The organism is Pseudomonas sp. 2995-3 (assembly GCF_002742565.1).
In the GTDB taxonomy this organism is placed as follows: Bacteria; Pseudomonadota; Gammaproteobacteria; order Pseudomonadales; family Pseudomonadaceae; genus Aquipseudomonas; species Aquipseudomonas edaphica.
This window is the reverse complement of the sequence record NZ_LJSB01000178.1, coordinates 136,399-161,613: the sequence shown is the minus strand read 5'-3', so window position 1 is coordinate 161,613 and position 25,215 is coordinate 136,399. Positions and strand designations below refer to the sequence as shown.

Genomic DNA, 25,215 nt, shown 5'->3' with positions numbered 1-25,215 from the left:
CAGTATTCTTTCCGGAGAGCGGATGATCCGACCCTCGGCGTTGCTTATGTTGTGCCTGACGTTACTGCTGCCCATGGCGGCGGTCGCACGTCTGGACGGGCCGCTGGAAGTGACCAAGCCCGGCAAGGTTCGTGATTTGGCGCAGATCCGTTCCAGCCGCACCCTGCGTGTGCTGGTCAACCAGAGCCGTAACAGTTCCGGTGAGGTCCAGGGCCAGGCCATCGGGGTCGAATACCATCGTCTGCGAGCCTTCGAGCAATACCTGAACGGCCATGCCCGGGATGGAGAAGCAATCAACCTCAAGATTATTCCCAAGGCCAAGGACCAATTGCTCGGCGCGTTGGCCCGTGGCGAAGGCGACTTGGTGGCGCCGGGTGAATTACTCGATGTGAAGGCCGCGCACAAAATCAGCACCAGCGACCCGATTGCCAGTGGTGTGCCGCTATGGCTGGTGGGCGTGAAGGGTGAGCGGCGGTTTACCAAGCTGGAGCAATTGTCCGGGCGCACCCTGGCGTTGACCACCGGCAGTGCGGCGGCGGACGCGATCAATCAGGTCAACCAGCAACTGGCGCTGCACAAGCGCCCGCCGGTAAAGGTGGAGTGGGTTGACCCTACGCTGGCCGTGGAGGATGTGTTGGAGATGGTCCAGGCCGGGATCTTCCACCTCACCATCGTTGAAAAACCGATTGCCGAACGCTGGTCGAAAATCCTGCCCAAACTGCGTTTTGATCGGCAGGTGGTGATCAGCGAGCCGGGCGACGAATACTGGTTTGTGCGCCAGGATGCCTCGATGCTGCGGGCCAGTATCGATCGCTTCCTCAAGACTTACCACACGCCGTCCGACCAGGACGTGGCGTTCCAGCGGATCTATCGACGTCTCTACCAAGTGCGCAACCCGCTGGCCCGCGCCGACCGCCAGCGCCTGGAGAAACTGCGTCCGGTGCTGCAAAAGCACGCCCGCGAGCAGGGTATGGACTGGCTGAACCTGGCCGCGCTGGCGTTCAAGGAATCCGCCCTGGACCCTGGCGCGCGCAACAGCGGCGGGCCGACCGGGCTGATGCAGATCACGCCATCGGCGGCCCAGCGGGTGGGGGTGAACAATATCGAGAGCCTGGACAGCAACGTGCAGGCCGGTGCGCGCTACCTGGCGATGATCCGCCGCAAGTTCTTCGCCAGCCCCAAGCTCAACGAGCGCGAGCGCATGGCCTTTGTGCTGGCGGCTTATAACATGGGGCCGGAGCGGGTCCAGGGTATGCGTGCAGAGGCTCGCCGGCGGGGCTTGAACCCCAATCAGTGGTTCTTCCAGGTCGAGCGTATTGCCATGGAACAGGTGGGAATGGGCGGCGTCAGCTATGTTAATAGCGTGAACAAGTATTACTTGGCGTTTGATCGGGAGCGTGAATCCTTGGAGCCGTCGGCGCCGAAAATTGCCTCACGAAAATAATCGGTTTTATCGATAAGTATTAGGCGATTTTTGCGCTTTTATCATTGTCTGATCCGATTAATATAGCGGCCAACCAACCCCTACTTTGAAAAGGATTCTCTCCATGAGCCCACTGATCACTCGCATTCTGTCCACTCGCGCCGGTTACGGCCTGACCATCCTGCGAATTTTTGTCGGCATCGTTTTCGCCGCTCACGGTTCGCAAAAGCTCTTTGGCTGGTTTGGCGGCGGCGGCTTGGCCGGTACTGCGCAATACATGGAAAGCCTCGGCCTGACCCCAGGCACGCTGATGGCGGTGTTGTCCGGCGGTACTGAGTTCTTTGCTGGCCTGGCCTTGATCATCGGCTTGCTGGCGCGCCCAGCGGCTTTGGGCCTGACCTTCCTGTCGCTGGTGGCAATCTTCTCGGTGCATATCCATAACGGCTTGTTCATGGCCAACAACGGTTATGAGTTCGCCTTGGCCTTGCTCGGTGGTGCGTTGGCGGTACTCTTCGAAGGTGCTGGCAAACTTTCGGTCGACCGCGCCATTGCCCACTGATGACCCGCGTTACCTGCTGAAAAAGCCCGCCATGAGCGGGCTTTTTCATTGCTCGGGATTCTTGACATCGCCCCACCGGCTTCTCTAGGATGCTGCTCATGCGCCGATTTAAACAGCTAATTGCGGGGCGCCACTGGGACTCAATGCAGCCCGACAGAAGCATGCACTCATCAAGAGTCAGGTTTCGAAATACCGCTAAAGCGCTGGTTCGGTGTTGCCTCTCACCTGCCCGCAGACTTTTGAGGCAGAGACACGACACGATGAATGCACCACGCCCCCTCATACGCCTGGCTCCGATCACCGCGGACCTGACTCAACGCAACCCCAAAATCCTCTTGGGTGGCAAGCATCAGCCGACCTTGCTGCGTTACCTCGACGGATGGCCGCGCCGCACCGGGCGCCCTTCAGCGTTTCTGATCCAGTTTGTGGAAGATGGCGACTCCCTGGCGCGTTTTGCCAGCAACAGCTTTGATCTTGCCGTTATCCAGGCACCCAGCGCGGGCGATGCCGAGGAGGTGATCCGCCAACTGACGCGCATCGCCCGGCAAGGGCTGATTGCGCGTCGTTGACGGCTGATCAGTGAACGACAGCCGCCGATCGACGACGCCGGTGGTAGAGGAACACTGCACAGGCGATCAGGCATAACGGCAGCGGTACTGCGCCAATCATCAGCAGCTTGAGGTTGCGTTCTGTTCGATGCACCGATGCATACGCCTGGACCTTGAGTGCCTGCAACTCCATGGGCAGCCGCAGGCGTTCCTTGTTGAGCGCCTGCAACTGGATATTGGTGTCCACTGCACGGGTGCCGAAGCCAATACTCGGTGGGTTCAGGCGTTGCCATTCTTGCTCGGTTTGCTCCAGCCGTTTTTGCAGTTCCCCGGCCTTTTGTGCATAAGCCTGTGCGGCCGCCTCGCGCAGTTGCTCCAGTGCGTGGGTGGACTGGCTGCTTGCACGGGGTTGAATGCTTGCGAGCACGTCGGGAGCCGCAAGGTTATCCAAGGTGTTCAAGACAAACATCACGTTGTTGTTGGGCGCAGAGTTGATCACAGCGTCCATCAGTAAATCGGTGTCCGCGACCACCACCACCTCGATCTGTGCGGCCTTTTGCAAGCCTGCAGGCTGCCCGTCAATGCCGTCTGGAAAGGCCGAGTAGGCGGGGCCTTCGAGGCGCGCCGCGATCACGTGGGGTTGCGTGGCAGCCGGTATCCCTTCAGCCAGTAAGTCGTCTGCAGACGTTGCTGCAAAGCGGCCTGCGTCCAGCAGGGTGGAGCGCCTGGAGCTTTGTAACAGAGGCGTGAGTGTGGTGCGGCTTTTCCTCACGCGCGACAGCGCACCGCTGCTTGATACGATGACTGTATCCAGTTTCCAGGCACTCACATCGTTGGCCGCCATTGCTTGCCGTGGCAGGTTCAGCTTGGCCGGGTGCAGTACTGCTGGCGCACCTGAACCAAATGCGTGATCGACCAGCAGTTTGTCCGCCGGCATCTGTATGCCCCAAGCCGCCAGTAGCCCGTCCAGCCTTGTGTCGACGGGTTTGGCGTTTGTCTCGGCCTCGCTCACCGGGTCAATAAAGAGCATCAGTTTGCCGCCCCTCAATACAAACTGGTCAATCGCATACAGGGTTTGTTCCGGCAGGGCGCGCGGGTGCACAACCATCAGGGTTTTGATCGATTCGGGCACTGTCGGAGTGCTTGATGCCAGGCCTGTCAGATCAAAATGCTGATGCATCTGTGCCAGCAACTGTTCACCGGACGCGTTCAATGCCAACCCCGTCAATACGCCGACGGTGGGGGGCTCGGGGTGCATCAGTTGGTGGATCAGATGGCTGATTTCGTACTCAAGCAAGGGCTCGTCATCCAGGCGCAGTACATTGATACGTTGCGCGGGCTGGCCTGGGCGGGTGCCGATGAGGCCAAGAAAGCCTTGCTTGTCATCCAATCCGAACAGGCCGGCCTTGTAGGCATCCTCTGAATAAGGAGTAGGATCTATAACATGTAGGTTAATCATGGTTGCTGACGCTTTTTCGAACTCTTTGAGTAAATCTTCCACTCGTTCGCCGAAGCGGTTTATTGCCTGGCTTCTTCTTGGGTCATTACTTGAGTTGAAGTAATACAAATCCAGTGGGTGTTCCAGAGAGGCAAGCAGTTGTCGCGCAGGGGGCGATAACGTGTGGATTTTCTGCTGTGAGAAGTCCCAGCGGATATTCGGTAGTTTGCCGACCCACGCGAGATTGAATGCAAGGAAAAGCAGCAATATGACCACCAGTGTCATACCCGTACTCAGAGTAGAACGCATCGTTTGCTTTCCTTCTCAACTGGTTTTGTAGTTGAGCGTGACGGTGGATGCCGAGAGAAAGGCAAGGATCATGCTGATGTAGTACAAGCCGTCATGCAGCGTTAGTTTGCCGTTGTCGATAGCCCCGAAACGTGAAATCGGGTTAATCGAGACCAGGCTGTCTACGACCCAGATCGGCGCCTGATGCTCAAGTGCGTCGAGAACCGATGAAAGTCCGCTGGCGGCCAGTAACATCACCACCGTTATCAGGAAGACAGCCAAACGTTGGTGGGTCAGGGTAGACGTAAAGCATCCGACAGAAAGATAAGCGCCGGCCAGCAACCAACTGGCTAGAAACTGTGAAGCGATAACACGGTTGTCGGCGGTGCCGAGGTAGTTGGCGAGGATTACCAGTGGGAAAGTAAGCAGCAATGCGATTGCGCACACGACCCACGCAGCCAGAAACTTTCCGATGACCCGCTCTGCGCTGGTGATAGGCAGGGTTTTCATCATGTCGCGCATGCCGGCGTGGTGTTCGTCCGACCATAATTGTGTCGACAACATGGGAATCAGCAGCAGGTAGAGCCAAGGGTGCAATTGGAAAAACACCTGCAGGTCGCCGCTTTCCTGTTCCAGCCATTTGCTTGTGTACAACCCCAAGGTGGCGCACAACACTAGAAACGCGGCAATACCGAGGTACGTGCTGGGTGTACAGGCATAACTGGCCAGTTGGCGCTTGAAAATGACAGGCAGCAGTTTCAAAGAGTGACCTCGTGGCTCAGATGCTGAACGACTTCGTTCAGGCGACCTGGCTCCAGATTCAGTGACGTTATGTTCCAGCCGCGGCTGGCGATAAGTGCGTTGATATGGGGGTAGATGGCGTGCCCGGGCATCGCCAGAACCGTTACGGTGCCGGGCGCATGCCGGTCCTCTTCTATACCTGCCACGCCGGGTAATACGGCAAGGGCGAGTAAATCCAGGGGTGTTTCTGCGGCCAGCGTGACAGCTCGGTAATGCCGGGAGTTGCGCTGCAAATCGGGCAGCGGGGTGTCTGCCACAAGGTGCCCTGCTGCGATAACCAAGGCGCGCGTGCAAAGGCTCGACAGGTTGTCGCAATGCCGGGAGGCGATCAGGACCGTCATGTCTTCGGTCAGCGACTGGATCAGGGTCTTGAACTTGAGCAGTTGATCCGTTGCCAGCCCCTCAATCGGTTCATCGAGCAGCAGCAGGCCGGGGGTGTGCAGGATCGCCTGGGCGATAGCGACTCTGCGCTTCAAACCGACGGAAAGCGTATCGATCGGTGCATCGAGTACACGTGATAATTCCAGGCGCATGGCTGCTCGATCAACCCGGCTGCGTTTTTCAGCACCGCTGAAGCCGCGTACGGCGGCAATGAAATTGAGCACGCCTTTGACCGACATCGTTTGATGGCTAAGGCCGTCCTGGAGTTGATAGCCGAGGGCTCTTCGCGCTTGCAGAGGATGAGCCTGGGTATCAAAGCCTTCGACAGTGACATGCCCGGCCGAGGGGCTGGCCAAACCGGAGATAACATTCAGCAGTGTGGTTTTGCCTGCGCCACTCTCCCCGAACAAGCCGATACATTCCTGGCGTTGAGCGCTGAACGAGAGATTAGTGATGACGTTTCTTTTACCCAAACGCTTTGTCAGGCTGCTTATCTCGAGCATCTTTTTACCGAATAAGTTTTGCGAGGCGTAAGAACTTGTACCGTCATGCACGGTAAGCGCCGAGAAAGATACGTTTAATCATTGGACTTGGGAACAAGGGGACATACTTCTCAGATAATTCCTACGCCGAATCGGATAACTTGCTGAAACAATTGCGTTGTTCCGAGGTTAGTTAATGGCCGGGTATTTATCTGGCGCTTATATAAGGTTTACTCTTTCGCAATAAGGCCTGAATATCATGATGCTTCTTCGCACGCTTGTTCTTGAACGCAGCGGTCAGGACACGCCGGTCAACGGTGCACTGCTTTGTGGGTTTGCCGTTGCACAGACCGATTCCAATTTTTTGGTCTATAGCCTGGATGAAGAGACCGAACCTGGTAACTCCAGGGTCTACATCGCGGCGCTACGCAAGAAACTCGACCGGTACTTCCTCGGCGGGGTCGAGTCCAAGGAAGACCTGCAAGTTGCCATGCAAGTGTTCAAGCAAATCCTGATGGTGGCCGCTGCTTCCGGGACTAAGAACGGCACCGTTATCGAATCCTCGGTGCCTTTTCATTTCATTGATTTGAAAGGCTGCAAGTTACCGCCCGCCAGGCCTGAGGACCATCACTCGATGATCATCAAGAAGGCATTGGTCATGAAGGTCATTACCCTGGGCATGTCGGCACCCGTACTGCCGGCCATCGAAAGTGCTTCGTTGATCGTGCCTTCGATTCGCTTCTCGTCGCAGATGATTTCGCCGCCCAGGGCCACGAACCCAGCCAGGCCCGTCGAGCCGCCCGTTTCAGAGCCGGCCCAGGCTCAACCATTGGAGGCTCCCGCCGCGATAGCCCCTGCGCCAGAACCTGAACCTGAACCAGAACCCGTGCCAGTGCCAGTGCCAGTGCCCGTCGAGCTCAGCGCGCCACCTGTTCAGGTCGAGCAAGCAGCGCCTGCACCGCGCCCACCTGTGCCGAAGATGGAACATGCCTCGTTGGTTGAGGTAGACAGCACGTTGTCCAGCCTGGCAAAGGTCGCCCAAGAGCTGTCGCAACAGCAACTTGCGGTGAACGAGCGCGAGGAAATGCTAACGCAGTGGCAGGCACGACTCGAGCAGGAACAGAGTGAGCTGGACGAAAGGAGCCAGGAGTTGCAGCAACAAGCAACGCAGTTGCAGGCGCGAAACCTTGAGGTTGGCCAAAAGGCTGAGAAGTTGACGCTGGCGCTGTCGCAGGTGGCGGGAATACGCCAGCGCCTGCAGAGTGTACTCCTGGAGCTTGATCAAACCCTGGACGGCCAGGCTTGAAGCTGATGTGTTCTACGGTCTGGCTACTTTTCAGGGTTCATTTATCATCAACCCCAGCCGGCCGGCGCCAGGGCATGACGCCTTGGCGTATCGGCACCATTGGACACTGTCTGGGGATGCACGCGTTTGAGTACCAAGCTGATAACCAAAGAAGGTCATGAGGCGCTGAAAAAAGAGCTGGATTACCTGTGGCGTGAAAAGCGTCCGGATACCACCCGCAAGGTGACTTGGGCGGCGTCCCTCGGTGATCGCAGCGAGAACGCGGACTATCAATACAACAAGAAACTGCTGCGTGAGATTGATCGGCGTGTGCGTTACCTGCGCAAGCGCCTGGAAGACATGCGGGTGGTGGAGTACATGCCCGAGCAGGAGGGCAAGGTGTTTTTCGGCGCCTGGGTCGATATCGAAAATGAGCAGGGCGAGACCAAGCGGTTTCGGATCGTCGGCTATGACGAAATTTATGAGCGCATGGATTACATCTCCATCGACTCCCCGATGGCCCGGGCGTTGCTGCGCAAGGAAGTCGACGATGAAGCCATGGTGCAGACGCCAACCGGCGAGGTGTGCTGGTGGATTACGGGTATCGAGTATGTGAAGTAAACGCTGGCCGGCACGCCGTCGGGCGTGCTGGCCAGCGCTGGTTTTCAACCTTCGCGTAACACCGTCAATGGGCTGGCATTCAACGCGCGACGCGTACCGAATACACCAGCGCCGCCGATCAGCACGGCACCGATCACTGGCAGCAATAGCAACCACGCGTGCGGATGCCACGCCAGGTCAAAGGCGTAACGGTACAGCACCCAGGTCACCAGCTCGGTGCCCAGGGCTGCCAGCAAGCCGCTTACCGCACCCAGCAAGCCGAACTCGATCCGTCGCGCCTTGACCAGCAACTTGCGCTCGGCCCCCAGCGCACGCAACAGCGCGCCTTGGCGAATTCGCTCATCCAGAGTGGCCTGCAGGCCCGAAAACAGCACGGCCATGCCCGCCGCCAGTACAAACAGCAACACGTACTCCACCGCCAGGGTCACTTGGGCGAGGATGCTGCGCAGCTGCTCCAGCAAGGCTTCGACCTGCAGGATAGTGACGGCCGGGAAGGCCCGGGACAGGTCGACGATCTGTTGGTCATGCCCCGGCGCCAGATAGAAGCTGGTCAGGTAAGTAGCGGGCAGGTCCTTCAAGGTGCCCGGCTGGAAAATCATGAAAAAGTTGGGCTGGAAGTTGTCCCAGTTGATGGTTCGCAGGCTCGTCACCCGTGCTTCGCGGTTCTCGCCACCGACGGTGAACACCAGGTGATCATCGAGCTTCAGCTTCAGGCTTTCAGCGACCTTGGCTTCTACCGACACCCCTGGGATGCCATCGCCCGGTTGCTGTGACCACCAAGCGCCTGCAGTGAGGAGGTTGCCCGGTGGCAGGTCGGCTGCCCAGGTCAGGCTCAGGTCGCGCTGCACAGCGCGGTCACCGCTGGAGTCTTTGCTGACAATCTCCTGCACTGGCGCGCCATTGATGCTGATCAAGCGGCCCGGCACCACCGGGTACAGCGGCGCCGCTTGTGCTTGCAACTCCAGCAGGCGGGCGCCAAAGGCGTCTTTATCGGCCGGCAGGATGTTCAAGGCGAAATAGTTGGGGGCGTCCTTGGGTAGCTGGTTTTGCCAGGTGTCGAGTAATTCGCCGCGCAGCAGGGCGATCAAGCCCATGGACAACAGGATCAAGCCAAACGCCAGGGACTGGCCGGCTGCGGCCAAGGGATGGCGCAGCAACTGGCCCAAACCCAGGCGCCAGGGCAGCGAGGCGCGAGCCAGTAGCCGGCGCAGGCTTTGCAGTAACAACAACAGCAGGCCGCCAAGGATCAGCGCGGCCATCACGCCACCGCCGAGCAACGCGAAGGTCAGCACCAGATCGAGGCTCAGGCGCCACATGATCAGGCCGAGGGCGAACAGCGCAGCGCCATACACCATCCAGGTGCTGGAAGGGATCGGCAGCATGTCACGTCGCAATACCCGCAGCGGCGGCACCCGACCCAACGCTGCCAGGGGCGGCAATGCGAAGCCGGCGAGGGCGACCAGCCCGGTGCCGATGCCGGCCACTGCTGGCAGCAGCCCGCCGGGCGGCACGTCGGCCGGCAGCAAGTCATGCAGGAAATAGAACAGGCCAAATTGCGCCAACCAGCCGAGCACGGCGCCGGTGAGGCTGGCCAACAGGCCCAGTACGCTCAGTTGCAGGCTGAACAGCAGCATTGTTTCGCGGCGTGACAAACCCAGGCAACGCAGCAGCGCGCTGGCGTCGAAACGGCGGCTGGCGAAGCGGTTGGCCGACAGCGCCACGGCCACGCCGGCCAGCAGCACTGCCACCAGGCTGGCCATGTTCAGGTAACGCTCGGCCTTGCCCAGGGCTCCGCCGATCTGCTGGTTGCCGTCACGCGAATCCTGCAAGCGCTGGTTGGCGGCAAGGCCCGGCTTGACCAGGTCGCGATAGGTTTGCAGTGCCGTGCTGCCCTGGGGCGCACGCCACAGTTCGCGGTAGCTCACGCGGCTGCCGGGTTGCACCACGCCGGTGGCGTCCAGGTCGGCAAGGTTGATCATCACCCGCGGCGTGAGGCTGTAGAAGTTACCGGCGCGGTCGGGCTCGTAGGTCAGGATGTGCGTCAGCCGCAGGGTTTTCATGCCCACGTCGATGCTGTCGCCGACTTTGAGGTCCAGCGCCGTCAGCAGCCGTGCTTCCACCCAGGCTTCGCCGGGTTTTGGGCCGCCTCCTGCAGTTTCTGCGCCGAACGGCTGCGTGGCGCTTTTGAGTTCGCCGCGCAACGGGTACTGCTCGTTGACCGCCTTGATGCTGGAGAGCTGGATGCCATTATCGGTCGCGATAACGCTGGAGAACTCAACAATGCGCGCGTGATCCAGGCCCAGTTCGGTGCCTGACCTGATTTGCTCGAAGCGGGCCGGCGAGCTGCCTTCGAGTACCAGGTCGGCACCGAGGAATTCGGTGGCACGCAACAGCATGGCGCCGTTCAGGCGTGCACCGAAGTAGCCAATGGCGGTGCTGGCCGTGACCGCCACCAGCAGGGCGAAAAACAACACGCGCAACTCACCGGCGCGGGCGTCGCGCAGTAATTGGCGCATGGCAAGGCTGAACAGGCGCAACAGCGGCAAACGTGCCATCAAGGCTCCAGGGGCGCGACCATCAGGCCGGCTTCAAGGCGGATCAGGCGCCGGCAACGGTGGGCCAGGCGCTCGTCGTGGGTGACCAGCACCAGGGTCGTGCCGCTTTCTTTGTTGAGTTCGAACAGCAGGTCGCTGATGCGCTCGCCGGTGTGGCTGTCGAGGTTGCCGGTGGGTTCATCGGCAAACAGCACATCCGGTTCGGCGGCGAAGGCCCTGGCGATAGCGACGCGCTGCTGCTCGCCACCGGAAAGCTGGCGCGGCGAGTGGGTCAGGCGTTGGCCCAGGCCCACACGCTCCAGCAGGTGGGTGGCGCGCTCGCGGGCGTCCTTGCGGCCGTCCAGCTCCAGCGGCAGCATGACGTTTTCCAGCGCATTGAGGCTGTCGAGCAGTTGGAATGACTGGAAGACAAAACCCACGTGCTCGGCGCGTATGCGTGCGCGCTGGTCTTCGTCGAGGGTGCTCAAGGCTTGCCCGGCCAGCGTGACTTCACCGCTGCTGGGCAGATCGAGGCCGGCCAGCAGGCCGAGGAGGGTGGATTTACCGGAACCGGAGCTGCCGACGATAGCCAGGCTATCGCCCTTGTTCAGTTCCAGGCTCAGTTCGTGCAGGATAGTCAGTTCACCTTCCGCGCTGGGAACCACTTTGCTAAGGTTTCGCGCGGTGAGAATGCTTGCGCCCATGGAGAATCCGATGCGAATGTGGTTTTTGAGTGCTGGCCTGGCCTTGATGTGCATGGCCCAGAACGCAGCGGCGGGTACAGTCCTGATCGTTGGCGATAGTATCAGTGCCGGTTTCGGGCTGGATACCAGCAAAGGGTGGGTAGCGTTGCTGGGACAACGGCTCAAGAGCGAAGGTTTCGACGATAAAGTGGTCAACGCCTCCATCAGCGGCGACACCAGTGCCGGAGGCCTGGCGCGGCTGCCGGCGGCGCTTGCAGAGCATAAACCGGATGTGGTGATTCTCGAGTTGGGTGGCAATGATGGCCTGCGTGGGCAGCCGCCAGCGCAATTGAAACAAAATCTTGCGTCGATGATTGACCAGTCCAAGGCCAAGGGCGCCAAGGTGCTGCTGCTGGGGATGCAGTTGCCCCCAAATTATGGCCCTAAATACACCACGGCATTTGCCGAGGTCTACGGTACCTTGGCCAAGGAAAAAAGCATCCCGCTGGTGCCGTTTTTCCTTGAGGGCGTGGGCGGCCATCCCGAGTTGATGCAGGCCGATCAGCTTCACCCGGCAGTCGGCGCACAGGGCAAGTTGCTGGAAAATGTCTGGCCGACGCTAAAACCGCTGCTATGACGCTTTTCTACCGGCAGGCTTTCGGCTAAGGTGGCGCCCCCCCGATCTGGAGCCCCCGATGTCGCGCCCTGCCTGGTCCCTGTTCAATTACCAACTGATCGAGCCTGACGAGCAGCTGGATCTGTTCGCCTGCCAGGAAGTCCGGGTGCATCTGGTTGCGCGTCAATTGGAGCTGGGTGGCTCGATCGACCGCACGCTGTGCGGCACTTTGTTGCCGGCGCAACCACGCTGGTCATCGGTGGACCGTGCGATTTTTCAGGACCAGCGCCTGTGCCCGCTGTGCCGGGCAATTCTCGAATCGCAAAAGCGTGGCACGCCGCTGATCTGGCCAGAGCTGCGCTTCGAGTAGCAGCGGGGCAGGTTGATGCCTGGATCGCGCTTCACGTATACAATCAGTGTTTTCCTACCCGTCGTTCTGCGAAGGATTTTCCGGATGTTGTCGCGCCTTTCCGTCGTTACCTGCTGCCTGTCTCTTGCTGCCTTGTGTGCAGCCGGTTCGGCGTCAGCCTTGCAGTTGCCCTTGCCCCCGCCGGGTGAAGACATCGTCGGTCAGGTCCAGGTGATCAAGGCCAAGTACGAAGACACCTTTGCCGACCTGGGCACCACCTATGACCTGGGCTATTCGGAAATGGTCGCGGCCAACCCGGGTGTGGATGCCTGGTTGCCCGGCGCGGGCACCGAGATTGTGCTGCCCACGCGGTTTATTCTGCCGCCCGGCCCGCGTGAAGGTATCGTGATCAACCTGGCGGAATACCGGCTCTATTACTATCCCAAGGGACAGAACGTGGTGTACACCTTCCCGTTGGGCATTGGCCGTGAGGGCTGGGGTTCGCCGGTCGCGCACACCACCATCACCGGCAAAATCCCCAACCCGACCTGGACCCCGCCCGCCTCGATCAAGGCCGAGCACGCCGCCAATGGCGACCCGCTGCCCAATGTGGTGCCGGCCGGGCCGGATAACCCACTGGGGCCGTTCAAGTTCACCTTGGGCACGCCGGGTTACCTGATCCATGGTTCGAACATGAAATTTGGTATCGGCACGCGTACAAGCCACGGTTGCTTCCGCATGTTCAACAACAACGTGCTGGAGATGGCCGACATGGTGCCGGTCGGCACCTCGGTGCGCATCATCAACGATGCGTACAAGTTCGGCAGCAGTGGCGGCAAGGTCTACCTTGAAGCGCATACGCCGCTGAACGACGATGGCACGCCTTCGGTGGTCGACAAGCACACCGCGGTCATCAATGCCCTGCTCAAGCGCGAAGACCTGGCCAACAATTTGCGCGTCAATTGGGATCAGGTGCGTGATGTGGTGGCCGCCGAAGATGGCCTGCCCACCGAGATTGGGGTACCGGGTGCCAACACGCCGGTGGTGTCCAGCACGCCAATCGATCTGCAGCAATAAGCCTGTTCGATCAAAAGCCCGCCAAGGCCTTGCGCTATGGCGGGCTTTTTATTGCGCTGGATTCAGGGCTGAATTGCAGGCAATAAAAAAGCCGATCCAAGAATGGATCGGCTTGATAACAACCCCGAGGGATTATTACTTGCGGCTTGCTTTTTCAAGCATGCGCAGAGCGCGCTCGTTAGCTTCGTCAGCAGTCTGTTGTGCTTTTTGAGCAGCAGCCAGAGCTTCATCAGCTTTACGGTAGGCTTCGTCTGCACGAGCCTGGGAGCGAGCTGCTGCGTCTTCAGTTGCAGTCAGACGAGCTTCGGTTTCTTTGGAGACGCTGCTGCAACCGGTAGCCAGAACTGCGGCCAGAGCCAGAGCAGAGAATTTCAGAACGTTGTTCATCGTGTTCCCCTTCAAGGACTTTCTATTAAATGGCTACTTTCTCAGGGTGAGCTGATAGCCGGCGTACATACTACTCATTACTTGTAGTAAGTAAACTGACGTAGCGCAAGAAGCAAAAAAAATTCTTGTGCCGTATCTATTTTGGCTAATCTTTTGGAGGTTTGTATAAAAACTGCTCAAAAATTTTCATTTCGTCGGGAACTGGATCCAAGCTGAGAGGTCCGGCCAGCCTGTGTCAGGCTGGGTAAGCAGGTGTAAATTTATATATCTACGATGACACTTTTTTTCAGTTGGCCTTTGCCTGGCCCGGCATCTTTTGCGCATGTAGGCGCATCTAGAGGTGACTTTAAGAGCGGCAGTTCGTCTCAAGCTTCAACTGCCGGCAATGTTCAGGCTATCGATCATCGATTGATCGAAGCCCTTTCTGTAACCGCCAGCGGCAAGGGATGACGAGTGCGCCTTGAGCTATTGCAGCATTGGTGCCTACTATTCTCTACGTGCTGGTTGTGAGCGCTATAGGTTTTCTCGTTGTCGAAACCGGCACGGGGTGGCGTAGATGTTCCTTCGCCGGAAAAACATCGGTAAGGTAGGGGTCGAAATCCAAGACCCGCGAGGAGTAGTGATGAGCGAGGCGTTGTCCATCCACCATGACCAGGCTGGTCATCAGTTCGAGACCAATGTGGACGGTCATCGTGCCTATCTGACCTATATGGACCTGGGCAAACAGACCCTGGACATCTATCGCACCTTCGTGCCCAACGCATTGCGCGGGCGCGGCATTGCTGCTGCGTTGACCGAGGAAGCGTTGAAGTTCGCCGAAGAGGCCGGGTACACCGTGATCCCTTCGTGCTCTTACGTAGAGCGCTACATGGAGCGCCATCAGCGCCATGCCGCGAAGCTCTGAATATTGAGTGAGGCGGGACGCGGAGCGTCCATGGCTGCATTCCCACGCAGAGCGTGGGAACGATCAATCAGATGCCGCACACAAAAACGCCGGGCTAAGCCCGGCGTTTTTGTGTGCGCAGTGTAAGGTCAGGTGCGTTTGCGCTTGGGCAACACGTCCTTGAGCTTGGCATGCATGCTGCGCAGGGTGGTCTCGGTGGCTGACCAGTCGATGCAGGCATCGGTGATCGACACGCCGTACTGCAAGTCGGCCAGGTCTTTTGGAATCGACTGGCAGCCCCAGTTCAAGTGGCTTTCGACCATCAAGCCGATAATCGACTGGTTGCCTTCAAGAATCTGGTTGGCGACGTTTTCCATCACCAGCGGTTGCAGGGCCGGGTCCTTGTTGGAGTTGGCGTGGCTGCAGTCGACCATGATGTTCGGCTTGATCCTGGCCTTGTTCAGCGCCTGTTCGCACAGCGCCACGCTGACCGAATCATAGTTGGGCTTGCCGTTGCCGCCGCGCAATACCACGTGGCCATAGGCGTTGCCCTTGGTGGTGACGATGGACACGCCACCTTCCTGGTTGATACCCAGGAAGCGGTGTGGGCTGGACACCGATTGCAGGGCGTTGATCGCAACCGTCAGGCCGCCATCGGTGCCATTCTTGAAACCCACGGCCGAGGACAGGCCGGACGCCATTTCGCGGTGGGTCTGGGACTCGGTGGTGCGTGCGCCGATGGCCGACCAGCTGATCAGGTCCTGCAGGTACTGCGGGGAGATCGGGTCCAGCGCTTCGGTCGCGGTCGGCAGGCCCATTTCGGCCAGGTCCAGCAGCAATTGGCGACCGATGTGCAAACCGTCCTGAATCTTGAACGAGTCGTCCAGGTACGGGTCGTTGATCAAACCTTTCCAGCCGACGGTGGTGCGTGGTTTCTCGAAATAGACGCGCATCACCAGATACAAGGTGTCGGACACTTCAGCCGCCAGCACTTTAAGGCGCTCGGCGTATTCGTGGGCAGCCTTGAGGTCGTGGATCGAGCACGGGCCGATCACTACAAAAAGGCGGTGGTCGGTGCCATCGAGAATGTCACGAATGACTTCGCGGCCCTTGGTCACGGTCTGCAGGGCAGCATCGCTCAAAGGGATTTCGCGCTTGAGCTGATCAGGGGTGATCAGGGTCTCGTTGGATTCGACGTTAAGGTCATTGATCGGTAAATCAGCCATCGTGTTACTCGCCAGGGTCACGGGTGCCGGCCGCCTGCTATCCCCGTGCGGCGGGCACAGCATGATTTGAATGCAGGGGGGAGGAACCTTAGCGCGTAACACGGGGCCGCGACAATGGGCAAAGCCGGCTTTAATCCAGCACCGGCGCCACAAAGGTGTCGTGGGCGAACTCACTGGCATGGCGTGAAACCCACTCACGGGCCATGGTCTCGAGCTGGGCAGGGGTTGGCTCGGCGTCTTCGTGCAGGCGGCAGTAGCGTTCGATCTGGCACACTTGCTCGCCCATGCGCGCACCGAACAAGGCATGTTCATCGGTAAAGGAAACGCCGATACGGTAGCCATTATCGACTTTGCGACACCAGGCTACATAGCCCGGATAACGGGCGCTGGCACCCAGTGACGGGATGCGTAGATCAACCGCCGTGCCCTGGCGCCAGGCACGCGGGCAATTGCAGGCGACGCCGCCCAGGCCGATAGTGTGCAGGCGTTGGCGGGGAATAGCGGGGGCGGGACGTTGGATTAACTCGACAGCGACATCATCAGGGTGAGGTAAAAAACGACCCATGTACACGGACTCCGAGCACCGTCCAATTGACGGCAGTGGCAGCAGTATAGTGAAGGAACTGGAATTGACCGACCTGGATATTGACCAGCAATTGCTGGGATTGCCAGGTATTTCGCTGCTGGTGTTTACCAGCGTGGGCTGTTCCAGTTGCCGTTGGGCACGCCAGCAACTGCCCGGCTGGACGTTGCCGGTCGAGCGCGTGTGCTGGGTGGATGCCGGGCACAACGGCGGGGCGGTTGAGCGCTACCAGATCTTTCATTTGCCCACGTTGTTCCTCGTGTGCGAGGGTCAATTCCTTGGGCAATTACAGGCGCGTCTTACCCGGCCCGACCTTGCGGACGCGATTAATCAAGCACTTACCCGTACTCCAGAGGATCTGCCATGACAGCACAGTCGCCCCGCATCGGCATTATCGGCACCGGCGCCATCGGTGGTTTTTACGGCCTGATGCTGGCGCGTGCCGGGTTCGATGTGCACTTTCTGTTGCGCAGTGAATATGCGGCGGTCGCCGAGCATGGCCTGCACCTCAACAGTACTGTGCACGGCAAGTTGCACCTGCACCCTGTGCAGGCCTATGCCCAGGCTGCCGATATGCCGGCGTGCGACTGGCTGCTGGTCGGCACCAAATCCACCGGCAACGTGGAGCTGGCCCCAACCCTTGCCCAGGTCGCCGCACCGGGCGCCAAGGTAGTGCTCCTGCAAAACGGCCTCGATGTTGAAGACAGCCTGCGCGAACACCTGCCATCGTCGCTGCACCTGTTGGGCGGCTTGTGTTACATCGGCGTGCATCGTTCCGGGCCGGGTGTCGTCGAGCATCAGGCGTTGGGCCGGGTGAATCTTGGCTATCACAGTGGCACGGCGGCCAACGATGAGGCGCAGCAGAAGGCCATTGTCGAGGAGGGCGCCGCGCTGTTTCACCAGGCCGGCATCGAGTCCCAGGCCATGGCCAATGTGCACCAGGCGCGGTGGCATAAATTGGTCTGGAATGTGCCGTTCAATGGCCTCTCGGTATTGCTGGGCACCGGCACCAGCGCGATGATGGCCGATGAGTCCAGCCGCGAACTGATCCAGGCCCTGATGACTGAAGTGGTGAAGGGCGCCCACGCCTGTGGCCATGAAATTCCCGGCAGTTACGTCGAGCAAATGCTCACCATGACCGACACCATGGCTGACTACCTGCCCAGCATGTACCACGACCACGTGCACAAACGCCCGCTGGAACTGGCGGCGATCTACGCCCGGCCATTGGCCGCTGCCAAAGCGGCGGGCTGTGAATTGCCACGCATGCAGGCGCTCTACCAGGCCTTGAGTTTTATTGATCGGCGCAATCGCTGAATTGGGGAGAAACACTATGGCGAAAGGATTGGGCGACAAACTGGTGCTGGCGATTTCGTCGCGGGCACTGTTCGACCTGAGCGACAGCCACAAGATCTACCTGAACGAAGGGGTGGAGGCGTATCGCAAATACCAGATCGAACACGAGGAAGAAACCCTCGAACCCGGCGACGCCTTCCCGCTGGTCAAAAAGCTCCTTAGCCTTAACGCCAGCCTCGGGCGTGCCCGCGTCGAAGTGGTGCTGGTGTCACGCAACAGCGCCGACACCGGTTTGCGCGTGTTCAATTCGATCCAGCATTACGGCCTGGATATTTCCCGCGCCGCTTTCGTAGGAGGGCGTAGTCCATATCCTTATTTGGCCGCGTTTGGTTGCCATTTGTTTTTGTCGACCCACGCTGAAGATGTGCGCAGCGCCCTGGATGCTGGTTTTGCTGCGGCGACGATTCTGTCCGGCGGCGCGCGCCGGGCATCGAGTGAAGAACTGCGCATTGCATTCGACGGCGATGCGGTGCTGTTTTCCGATGAGTCGGAGCGCGTGTATCAGGTCGGTGGGATAGAGGCGTTTCATGCCAGCGAGCGCGAGTCGGCACGCGAGCCTTTGCACGGCGGTCCGTTCAAGGGCTTCCTGGCGGCGCTCAACCTGTTGCAGCGCGAGTTCGCGGACGACGCCTGCCCGATCCGCACCGCCCTGGTCACCGCGCGTTCGGCGCCGTCCCATGAGCGGGTGATTCGCACCTTGCGCGAATGGGACATCCGCCTGGATGAGTCACTGTTCCTTGGCGGCCTGGAGAAATCCGCGTTTTTGGAGGCGTTCGCCGCCGATGTGTTTTTCGATGACCAGGCCGGTCATTGTGAGAAAGCCAGGGAGGTGGTGACCACCGGGCATGTGCCCCATGGCATCAGCAATGAGTTGAAAATCCAGACCGAGAGCTAGCTGCTAAGCTCAATCAATCCCCGCCATCCTGGCAGTCCAGGAGGTTCTATGATTCGTTCGATGTTGTATGCCACGGACCTCGGTCTGTATGCGCCGTATGTCATGCAACATGCGCTGGCGCTGGCCCGGACGTTCAAGGCGGATTTGTATGTGATTCATGTGGTCGAGCCGATCGGGTTGTTCGCCGAATCGGTGTTGCAAAGCTACCTTGATGAGAAGGCCCTGAGTGAATGGCAGAGCCAGGGCCTGAACACGGTGATGGCGACCATCGAGCAACGGGTGCTCGACAGTTTCCGCGAGGAGTTGGGGGAGGGCGAGCAAGACCTGCAGTTGATTCGCTCGGTGCGCGTGATCCAGGGGGACCCGTGCGAGGTGATTCTCGATGAGCTGCGTAAACTTTCCGTTGACCTGTTGATCGTAGGTAGTCATAGCCACACAACCGCGACCGCCACACCGCTTGGGCGCACGGCGGCGCGGGTACTGCAACTGGCCACAGTGCCGGTTTACATGGTGCCGTCGCTGCAGCGTCGACGCACTGATGACACGTGATGGGTAAAAACGATAAAAAGTTCTAGATTTATCTGTCTGACCTTTAATATAGTTATATACCGTCGCTGATACCCGTGGCGTCTATCCGCTTTGAGGGACATATATGAAGCTTCAACAACTGCGCTACATCTGGGAAGTGGCGCACCACGACCTCAACGTTTCCGCTACCGCTCAAAGCCTTTACACCTCGCAACCCGGTATCAGCAAGCAGATCCGCCTGCTCGAAGACGAGCTGGGCGTCGAAGTATTCGCGCGCAGCGGCAAACACCTGACCCGTGTGACCCCGGCCGGTGAGCGCATTATCACCACCGCCGGCGAGATCCTGCGCAAAGTCGAAAGCATCAAGCAGATCGCCCAGGAATTCTCCAACGAGAAGAAAGGCACCCTGTCGATCGCCACCACCCACACCCAGGCGCGTTATGCCTTGCCGCCGGTGATCCGCGATTTCATCAAGCAATACCCCGATGTGGCCCTGCACATGCACCAGGGTTCGCCGATGCAGATCGCCGAGATGGCCGCTGACGGCACCGTCGATTTTGCCATCGCCACCGAAGCCCTTGAGCTGTTCGGCGACCTGGTGATGATGCCGTGCTACCGCTGGAACCGTTGCGTGGTCGTGCCCCAGGGCCACCCGTTGGCCAAGCTGCCGAAGCTGACCCTCGAAGCCCTGGCTGAATACCCGATCGTCACTTATGTGTTCGGCTTTACCGGCCGCTCCAAGCTCGATGAAGCCTTCAGCCATCGCGGCCTCACGCCGAAAGTGGTGTTCACCGCCGCTGACGCCGACGTGATCAAGACCTACGTGCGCCTGGGCCTGGGTGTGGGTATCGTCGCCAAGATGGCGGTCGACACCAACCTCGATAAAGACCTGGTCGTGCTCGACGCCAGCGAATTGTTCGAGTCCAGCGTGACCAAGATCGGCTTCCGCCGTGGCACCTTCCTGCGTGGTTTCATGTGCGACTTCATCGAGAAGTTTGCACCGCACCTGACCCGTGAAGTCATGGCCAAGGCGATCCAGTGCCATAACAAGCAGGAACTGGAAGAGCTGTTTGACGGCGTTGAATTGCCCGTCCACTGATATTGATTATTGCAGGTGTGGTGAGGGAGCTTGCTCCCGCTGGGCTGCGTAGCGGCCCCAAAAAGCTTGCGGGCGCTGCGCACCCGAGCGGGAGCAAGCTCCCTCGCCACGGTAAGCCCCTGTGCTTAGAGTGGTTTACTTGGCCTCGGTAACCGTGAAGTGTTGCCGGGCGCCCGCCACCAGAATCTCCACCTCATCACCCTCGAACTTGCCCAGCAGGCTTTTGCCCAGGGGCGAGCGCGGGGTGATGACGGTCACCGGCTGGCCCACCACATCGACTTTCAAGCCTGCCGCATCCGGCGCCAGGAACAGCCACTGCTGGCGGCTGTTCTCGTCCTCCAGGCCCAGTAGCGTGCCGACCTCAATCCCGCGTTGATCATCGTAGGCGCGTAGTTGCAGGTTCTGGCACAACGCCAGCGCTTGCTTGATCTCTTCGACGCGTTTGGCTTGCCCGGCCGCGAGGTAGGAAGCTTCCAGCCCCAAGGTGTCGTACTTGTTCTCCGCGATGTTTTCTTCGTGGGTCGCGGTTTCGTAGGCGGTCTGTGCGGCACGCTGAGCGATGTCGAGGTCGACGCTGAGTTTTTCCAGGATCAACTGGTGAACGGCATGTTTATTCATGGGTGTGCTGGGTCATTCGCAAAATTGCAGGACATTCGCCTTGCTCTTTTCATTGGGCGCGTTCTGGTCTTGTTGCAGCCAGAACTGGCATTTGGGGTTGGACAGGTTGCGCGCATTGTTGCGCGCCTGGTCCAGGGTTTGTTGTTGTTCCTGCTTGCGCAGGTTCTCGGTGTATTGCTCGAACATACGGTTCGGCGGCTCCGGCGCCACAGCGGCCGGTTTGCCCATCTGTTGAACGGCTTGTTGAACCGCTTGAGCCACGGGTGCGAGGCTTTGCGGGAACAGGTAGCGCGAGGCCAGCCAGGCGGTCAGCACAATGGCGATAAAACCCAGCCACAGGCCAAAGGCCACGGCAGCACTGAGCTTGAACAGCGACAACGGACGTTCAGACATGTTGGCCTCCTGGCAGGCATTGACGGCGTGGCGGCGATTGTCGCACAGCCACTGTGCAGAATAATCGCGATCAAGCCTTCTGCATCGGCGCATTTATGCGGACAATCGAGCCTTTGAATGTTGGAGCCCGGAATGAAAGCCCGCTGGGATATTTTTTGCAGCGTCGTCGACAACTACGGCGACATCGGCGTGACCTGGCGCCTGGCCCGGCAGTTGGTGGTTGAGCACGGGTGCGAAGTGCGCTTATGGGTCGACGACCTGCGCGCCTTCGAACGCATGTGCCCCGAAATCGAGGTGCAGCGCGATCAGCAATGGCAGGAAGGCGTTGAAGTGCGTCACTGGCCGGCCGACTGGCCGCAGACACCACCCGCCGACGTTGTGATCGCCGCCTTCGCTTGCCAGTTGCCGCCCGATTATATGGAGGCCATGGCCGCGCGCGAACGCACGCCGTTGTGGATGAACCTGGATTACCTCAGCGCCGAAGACTGGGTGGTGGGTTGCCACCGTCTGCCGTCGGTGAAGTTCAAGGGCGTGCAAAAGTACTTCTTCTTTCCGGGGTTTCGTCCGGGCACGGGCGGGCTTTTGCGTGAAGGCGGGTTGTTGGAGCAGCGTCAGGCATTTCAGCATGACGGCGCAGCGCGACAACAATTCCTGCAGTCCATAGGCGTCGTTCCGGCAGCCGGTGCGCGGCTGATGTCGTTGTTTGCCTATGAAAATGCCGGGCTCGCCAGCTGGCTGGACGTGTTGGCGACGGATGGGCATGCCACTCATCTGTTGGTGCCGGAAGGCCGCATCCTCGGCGACGTGCAGCGCTGGCTCGGTGTCGAGGCGCTGGCGGTGGGAGATGTGCATCAACGCGAGGCGCTGACCGTGCAGGTGCTGCCGTTCGTGCGCCAGGAACAATATGACCGCCTGCTGTGGTGCTGCGACTTCAACGCCGTGCGCGGCGAAGACTCGTTCGTGCGTGCCCAATGGGCGGGGCGGCCGTTGCTGTGGCACATCTACCGCCAGGACGAAGACATCCACCTGGACAAGCTCGACGCCTTTCTGGCGCTGTACACCGCCGCGTTGTCGCCCGCCGCCAAGGTCGCTGTGGTGACCCTGTGGCAAGCCTGGAACGCTGATGGCGATATGGCACAAGCGTGGAAAATGCTCATGGAACACTGGCCGGAGGTACACCTGCACGCGAAAACCTGGTGTCTGGAACAAGGCTTGCAGGCCGATCTTGCGACGGCGCTGGTACAGTTTTATGAAAGTTGGATATGATACGCCACCTTGAATTTTGTAAATCCCATCCAAATTTCGGATATATGCAATGAAAACTGGTAAAGAACTGAAACCCGGTACAGTGATCCGTCTCGAAAACGACCCTTGGCTGGTTCAGAAAGCTGAGTTCACCAAGTCTGGTCGTAACAGCGCAATCATGAAGACCAAGCTGAAGAACCTGCTGACCGGTTACAAGACCGAGATCGTCTACAGCGCCGATGACAAACTGGACGACGTGATCCTCGACCGCAAAGAAGCGACCCTGTCCTTCATCAGCGGCGACACCTACACGTTCATGGACACCACCGACTACACCATGTACGAGCTGAACGCTGAAGATATCGAAGCCGTTCTGCCGTTCGTGGAAGAAGGCATGGAAGACGTTTGCGAAGCGATCTTCTTCGAAGACCGTCTGGTTTCCGTAGAGCTGCCGACCACCATCGTGCGTAAAGTTGCCTACACCGAAGGTTCCGCTCGCGGCGACACTTCGGGCAAGGTGATGAAGCCTGCCAAACTGGCTAACGGTACCGAGCTGCAAGTTGCTGATTTCATCGAAATCGACGACATGATCGAGATCGACACCCGTGAAGGTGGTTCGTACAAAGGTCGCGCCAAGAAGTAATTCTGGCCCAACCGTACGACAAAAAAAGCCCGACCTGGCGTCGGGCTTTTTTGTGCGCGTGTGTAAATCAGACCGTCACGTGCAGGCGCACATCGACGTTGCCACGGGTGGCGTTGGAGTACGGGCAGACCTGGTGCGCGGCGTCGACCAGGCTTTGCGCCTCGTCTTGTGCCAGGCCCGGCAGGCTGATGTGCAGGTCGATGTCCAGGCCGAAACCGCCGGGGATTTGGCCGATGCCGACGTGGGCGGTGATCGAGGCGTCATCCGGGATTTTGCGTTTTGTCTGGCTGGCGACGAATTTCAGCGCGCCGATAAAGCAGGCCGAATAGCCGGCGGCGAACAGTTGCTCGGGGTTGGTGGCCTGGCCGCCAGCGCCGCCCAGTTCTTTTGGGGTGGAGAGTTTGACGTCGAGGATGTTGTCGCTGGAAACAGCGCGACCATCACGGCCGCCGGTGGCGGTGGCTACTGCGGTATAGAGCGTTTGCATGGTATCGTCCTCTTGTTGTTTAGCGCTAAATGTTTGCGCGCTAAGTAGTTGGTGAGGCGAATATATAGCGCTAATATTTAGCGCGCAAGATAAATATAAAAAATGTTTTGTTGAGTACAAAGATCCCAAAATGTGGGAGCGGGCTTGCCCGCGATGGCGGTGAATCAGTTAGCACATCTGGCGACTGACACAACGCTATCGCGGGCAAGCCCGCTCCCACATTCAGATTTTTAGTGTTTGGAAAATCGCGTCAGACGGCACCCTGCAAATTACTACGCAACGCAATCAGATCCGCCTGCAGCTTGCGCAACTGCTCAAGCTGCATACCGCTCGCCCCCAGAATGCACTGCGGAATCCCCATCGCCTTTTCCTGCAAGGCACGTCCCGCTTCGGTCAGTTCCACCACCACCACCCGCTCATCTTCACGCTTGCGGGTGCGGCTGAGCAGGCCTTCGGCTTCCAGGCGTTTGAGCAATGGCGTGAGGGAGCCCGGGTCGGTGAGCAAGCGGTGGCTGATTTCGCCGACGGTCAAGCCATCCTCTTCCCACAGCACCATCATGGCCAAGTACTGCGGGTAGGTCAGGCCGAGGGCTTGTAGCAGCGGCTTGTAGACTTTGGTCATCAGCAACGAGGTGGAGTGCAGGGCGAAACACAGCTGGTTGTCCAGCATCAGGTTTTCGCACGGGTTGGGATTTTTACTCATGGTGCTGCCTTAAAAAGCGTGTATGCCCAGGAATCTAGCGGGCAAACCTTTAATGCGCCAGATAATTCTGGCGCACCGGTCAGACCAGGCCGCTTTGCAGCGCCAGATCCCATGGCGGCACAGGGCTGAAACGCGATTTGAGGTATTCCAGCAGCAAACGGCTGCGCGCATTCGGTTGCTGTTCCAGGCGCAACGCGTAGATGCCAGCGGTTTCCGGGCTGGGCAGGCCTTTTTCGCAAAACAGCGGCAGCAACTCGCCGCGCACCAGGTATTCGCTGGCCAGCCACGTGGGCAGGTGGGCGATACCCAGCCCGGCAAGGGCGCCAGACAGTAGGGCTTCGGCGTTGTTGGCGCTCATGCGGATACGCCGCGGCCGGTAGAGGGTGCGGCGCCCATCCAGTTCGAAGCGCCACGCGAACATCGGCGCCAGGCCGTCCCAGTCCAGGCCATCGTGCTCGCTCAGCTCGCGTGGGTGGCTGGGCGTGCCATGGCTTTTGAGGTATGCCGGGCTGGCACAGGCGATGCGCACAATGCTCGCCAGGGGCGTGGCCACCAGGCGAGTGTCAACGATATGCCCGGCGCGCAGCACCAAATCGACTTTGCCCAGGTGCGCGCCCTGCATATCGACAAAGCTGTCGATCAAGTGCAGGTGCACATCGAGCCCAGGGTACACATTCAAAAAGTCGGCAATTACCGGCGCCAAGTGCCGTCGACCAAAGGCGGCCGGGGCGTCCACCCGGATCAAGCCTTCCGGCGCATGGCTCAAGGACACGGCTTCGGCACGGGCCAGCTGCAATTCGCTGACGATCCGCCGCGCCCGCTCGGCGAAGGCCAGGCCCGCCGGCGTGGGCAGCACCGCGTGGGTGCTGCGCTGGAACAGGCGGCTGCCCACCGAGCTTTCCAGGCTGTCGATGCGCCGCGCTACCGCCGAGGGTGTCAGTGGGTGGCGGCGCGCGGCGGCGGAAAAACTGCCGGTCTCCAATACATCCAGAAACAGGCTCAGTTGCTCGGTCAGAGTGTTGGGGTTCATGGGTGTGCGCTTATGCGAGATTGGCACAGCCATTGTGCGTTGCTGTGCGTTTCC

29 protein-coding genes are annotated in these 25,215 nt (G+C 59.6%); 16 read left to right on the top strand and 13 right to left on the bottom strand.

The genetic code is table 11. The annotated features are described in order from the left end of the window. Positions 1–22 precede the first annotated feature (22 nt). The 3 genes from AOA62_RS15440 to AOA62_RS15430 all read left to right on the top strand — a co-directional run bounded on the left by AOA62_RS15440 (position 23) and on the right by AOA62_RS15430 (position 2,551). Entirely contained in the window at positions 23–1,444 is a 1,422-nt protein-coding gene (locus AOA62_RS15440; protein WP_017136131.1) for a transglycosylase SLT domain-containing protein, read from the top strand. A gap of 103 nt (positions 1,445–1,547) precedes the next feature. Next, positions 1,548–1,982, top strand: a complete 435-nt coding sequence (locus AOA62_RS15435) for a DoxX family protein (protein ID WP_017136132.1) — start codon at positions 1,548–1,550, stop codon at positions 1,980–1,982. 260 nt (positions 1,983–2,242) lie between these two features. Further along, the gene (locus AOA62_RS15430) at positions 2,243–2,551 is read left to right on the top strand and encodes a hypothetical protein (protein WP_003172695.1); all 309 of its coding nucleotides are present in this window, start codon (positions 2,243–2,245) and stop codon (positions 2,549–2,551) included. Between the two features lie 7 nt (positions 2,552–2,558). On the opposite strand, the gene AOA62_RS15425 is transcribed toward AOA62_RS15430, so the two are convergent. From AOA62_RS15425 to AOA62_RS15415, 3 genes are read right to left on the bottom strand one after another with little or no spacing between them, the layout of a single operon-like run. Further along, entirely contained in the window at positions 2,559–4,277 is a 1,719-nt protein-coding gene (locus AOA62_RS15425) for a Gldg family protein (RefSeq protein ID WP_099549079.1), read from the bottom strand. A 15-nt stretch (positions 4,278–4,292) separates the two neighbouring features. After that, positions 4,293–5,018 (bottom strand): ABC-2 transporter permease, encoded by a 726-nt coding sequence (locus AOA62_RS15420; protein WP_017136134.1) that lies wholly within the window; start codon positions 5,016–5,018, stop codon positions 4,293–4,295. After that, positions 5,015–5,941 carry an ABC transporter ATP-binding protein gene (locus AOA62_RS15415; RefSeq protein ID WP_099549078.1) on the bottom strand — a complete coding sequence of 309 codons (927 nt, stop codon included), beginning with the start codon at positions 5,939–5,941 and terminating at the stop codon, positions 5,015–5,017. Before AOA62_RS15415 ends, AOA62_RS15420 begins: the two co-directional genes overlap by 4 nt. 238 nt (positions 5,942–6,179) lie before the next feature. On the opposite strand from AOA62_RS15415, the gene AOA62_RS15410 reads away from it, so the two are divergent. Together AOA62_RS15410 and greB are read left to right on the top strand one after the other, a co-directional pair. Continuing rightward, complete coding sequence (locus tag AOA62_RS15410) at positions 6,180–7,226, top strand: hypothetical protein (RefSeq protein WP_099549077.1); 1,047 nt, start codon at positions 6,180–6,182, stop codon at positions 7,224–7,226. Between the two features lie 126 nt (positions 7,227–7,352). Continuing rightward, positions 7,353–7,826, top strand: a complete 474-nt coding sequence (gene greB, locus AOA62_RS15405; protein ID WP_056857197.1) for a transcription elongation factor GreB — start codon at positions 7,353–7,355, stop codon at positions 7,824–7,826. A 44-nt stretch (positions 7,827–7,870) separates the two neighbouring features. On the opposite strand, the gene AOA62_RS15400 is transcribed toward greB, so the two are convergent. Together AOA62_RS15400 and AOA62_RS15395 are read right to left on the bottom strand one after the other, a co-directional pair. Further along, positions 7,871–10,381 carry an ABC transporter permease gene (locus AOA62_RS15400; RefSeq protein WP_099549076.1) on the bottom strand — a complete coding sequence of 837 codons (2,511 nt, stop codon included), beginning with the start codon at positions 10,379–10,381 and terminating at the stop codon, positions 7,871–7,873. Further along, a complete protein-coding gene (locus AOA62_RS15395; RefSeq protein WP_017136140.1) occupies positions 10,381–11,064 on the bottom strand; it encodes an ABC transporter ATP-binding protein in 684 nt (227 codons plus the stop codon). The genes AOA62_RS15400 and AOA62_RS15395 overlap by 1 nt, the downstream gene beginning before the upstream one ends. Positions 11,065–11,074: 10 nt before the next feature. On the opposite strand from AOA62_RS15395, the gene AOA62_RS15390 reads away from it, so the two are divergent. The 3 genes from AOA62_RS15390 to AOA62_RS15380 all read left to right on the top strand — a co-directional run bounded on the left by AOA62_RS15390 (position 11,075) and on the right by AOA62_RS15380 (position 13,085). Next, positions 11,075–11,680, top strand: coding sequence for an arylesterase (locus AOA62_RS15390; RefSeq protein ID WP_017136141.1), 606 nt, complete (start codon positions 11,075–11,077; stop codon positions 11,678–11,680). Positions 11,681–11,738: 58 nt separating this feature from the next. Then, the gene (locus AOA62_RS15385; protein ID WP_017136142.1) at positions 11,739–12,029 is read left to right on the top strand and encodes a hypothetical protein; all 291 of its coding nucleotides are present in this window, start codon (positions 11,739–11,741) and stop codon (positions 12,027–12,029) included. 84 nt (positions 12,030–12,113) lie between these two features. Further along, positions 12,114–13,085: a L,D-transpeptidase family protein gene (locus tag AOA62_RS15380; protein ID WP_017136143.1), complete on the top strand. Its 972-nt coding sequence runs from the start codon at positions 12,114–12,116 to the stop codon at positions 13,083–13,085. Between the two features lie 135 nt (positions 13,086–13,220). Here AOA62_RS15380 and oprI read toward each other — a convergent pair whose 3' ends face one another. Continuing rightward, positions 13,221–13,472: an outer membrane lipoprotei OprI gene (gene oprI, locus AOA62_RS15375; RefSeq protein ID WP_003172710.1), complete on the bottom strand. Its 252-nt coding sequence runs from the start codon at positions 13,470–13,472 to the stop codon at positions 13,221–13,223. A 622-nt stretch (positions 13,473–14,094) separates the two neighbouring features. Between oprI and AOA62_RS15370 the strand changes: the two genes are divergently transcribed. Next, complete coding sequence (locus AOA62_RS15370) at positions 14,095–14,376, top strand: GNAT family N-acetyltransferase (protein ID WP_003189869.1); 282 nt, start codon at positions 14,095–14,097, stop codon at positions 14,374–14,376. Positions 14,377–14,504: 128 nt separating this feature from the next. On the opposite strand, the gene AOA62_RS15365 is transcribed toward AOA62_RS15370, so the two are convergent. Continuing rightward, positions 14,505–15,581 (bottom strand): 3-deoxy-7-phosphoheptulonate synthase, encoded by a 1,077-nt coding sequence (locus AOA62_RS15365; RefSeq protein WP_017136144.1) that lies wholly within the window; start codon positions 15,579–15,581, stop codon positions 14,505–14,507. Positions 15,582–15,711: 130 nt separating this feature from the next. Continuing rightward, positions 15,712–16,146: a PilZ domain-containing protein gene (locus AOA62_RS15360; protein ID WP_099549075.1), complete on the bottom strand. Its 435-nt coding sequence runs from the start codon at positions 16,144–16,146 to the stop codon at positions 15,712–15,714. Between AOA62_RS15360 and AOA62_RS15355 the strand changes: the two genes are divergently transcribed. The 5 genes from AOA62_RS15355 to cysB all read left to right on the top strand — a co-directional run bounded on the left by AOA62_RS15355 (position 16,145) and on the right by cysB (position 20,042). After that, a complete protein-coding gene (locus tag AOA62_RS15355) occupies positions 16,145–16,531 on the top strand; it encodes a co-chaperone YbbN (RefSeq protein WP_099549074.1) in 387 nt (128 codons plus the stop codon). The genes AOA62_RS15360 and AOA62_RS15355 overlap by 2 nt on opposite strands. After that, positions 16,528–17,481, top strand: coding sequence for a putative 2-dehydropantoate 2-reductase (locus AOA62_RS15350; RefSeq protein WP_099549073.1), 954 nt, complete (start codon positions 16,528–16,530; stop codon positions 17,479–17,481). Before AOA62_RS15355 ends, AOA62_RS15350 begins: the two co-directional genes overlap by 4 nt. Before the next feature lie 16 nt (positions 17,482–17,497). Then, positions 17,498–18,415: a 5'-nucleotidase gene (locus AOA62_RS15345; protein WP_017136148.1), complete on the top strand. Its 918-nt coding sequence runs from the start codon at positions 17,498–17,500 to the stop codon at positions 18,413–18,415. Between the two features lie 48 nt (positions 18,416–18,463). Beyond that, the gene (locus tag AOA62_RS15340) at positions 18,464–18,964 is read left to right on the top strand and encodes a universal stress protein (protein ID WP_099549072.1); all 501 of its coding nucleotides are present in this window, start codon (positions 18,464–18,466) and stop codon (positions 18,962–18,964) included. A 103-nt stretch (positions 18,965–19,067) separates the two neighbouring features. Continuing rightward, the gene (cysB, locus tag AOA62_RS15335; protein WP_003189876.1) at positions 19,068–20,042 is read left to right on the top strand and encodes an HTH-type transcriptional regulator CysB; all 975 of its coding nucleotides are present in this window, start codon (positions 19,068–19,070) and stop codon (positions 20,040–20,042) included. Between the two features lie 135 nt (positions 20,043–20,177). Here the strand turns inward: cysB and AOA62_RS15330 are convergent, their stop codons facing one another. After that, complete coding sequence (locus tag AOA62_RS15330; protein ID WP_069788694.1) at positions 20,178–20,660, bottom strand: GreA/GreB family elongation factor; 483 nt, start codon at positions 20,658–20,660, stop codon at positions 20,178–20,180. A 12-nt stretch (positions 20,661–20,672) separates the two neighbouring features. Beyond that, positions 20,673–21,053, bottom strand: coding sequence for a hypothetical protein (locus AOA62_RS15325; RefSeq protein ID WP_069788695.1), 381 nt, complete (start codon positions 21,051–21,053; stop codon positions 20,673–20,675). Between the two features lie 132 nt (positions 21,054–21,185). Here AOA62_RS15325 and earP point away from each other — a divergent pair, with 132 nt between their 5' ends. Both earP and AOA62_RS15315 read left to right on the top strand, forming a co-directional pair. Further along, complete coding sequence (earP, locus tag AOA62_RS15320; protein WP_099549071.1) at positions 21,186–22,319, top strand: elongation factor P maturation arginine rhamnosyltransferase EarP; 1,134 nt, start codon at positions 21,186–21,188, stop codon at positions 22,317–22,319. 49 nt (positions 22,320–22,368) lie between these two features. Further along, positions 22,369–22,941: an elongation factor P gene (locus AOA62_RS15315; RefSeq protein WP_017136152.1), complete on the top strand. Its 573-nt coding sequence runs from the start codon at positions 22,369–22,371 to the stop codon at positions 22,939–22,941. Positions 22,942–23,008: 67 nt separating this feature from the next. Here AOA62_RS15315 and AOA62_RS15310 read toward each other — a convergent pair whose 3' ends face one another. The 3 genes from AOA62_RS15310 to AOA62_RS15300 all read right to left on the bottom strand — a co-directional run bounded on the left by AOA62_RS15310 (position 23,009) and on the right by AOA62_RS15300 (position 25,161). Beyond that, positions 23,009–23,428, bottom strand: coding sequence for an organic hydroperoxide resistance protein (locus AOA62_RS15310; protein WP_056857183.1), 420 nt, complete (start codon positions 23,426–23,428; stop codon positions 23,009–23,011). Between the two features lie 250 nt (positions 23,429–23,678). Further along, entirely contained in the window at positions 23,679–24,131 is a 453-nt protein-coding gene (locus AOA62_RS15305) for a MarR family winged helix-turn-helix transcriptional regulator (protein ID WP_017136154.1), read from the bottom strand. 79 nt (positions 24,132–24,210) lie between these two features. After that, positions 24,211–25,161, bottom strand: coding sequence for a LysR family transcriptional regulator (locus tag AOA62_RS15300; RefSeq protein WP_017136155.1), 951 nt, complete (start codon positions 25,159–25,161; stop codon positions 24,211–24,213). Between the last annotated feature and the right edge of the window lie 54 nt (positions 25,162–25,215).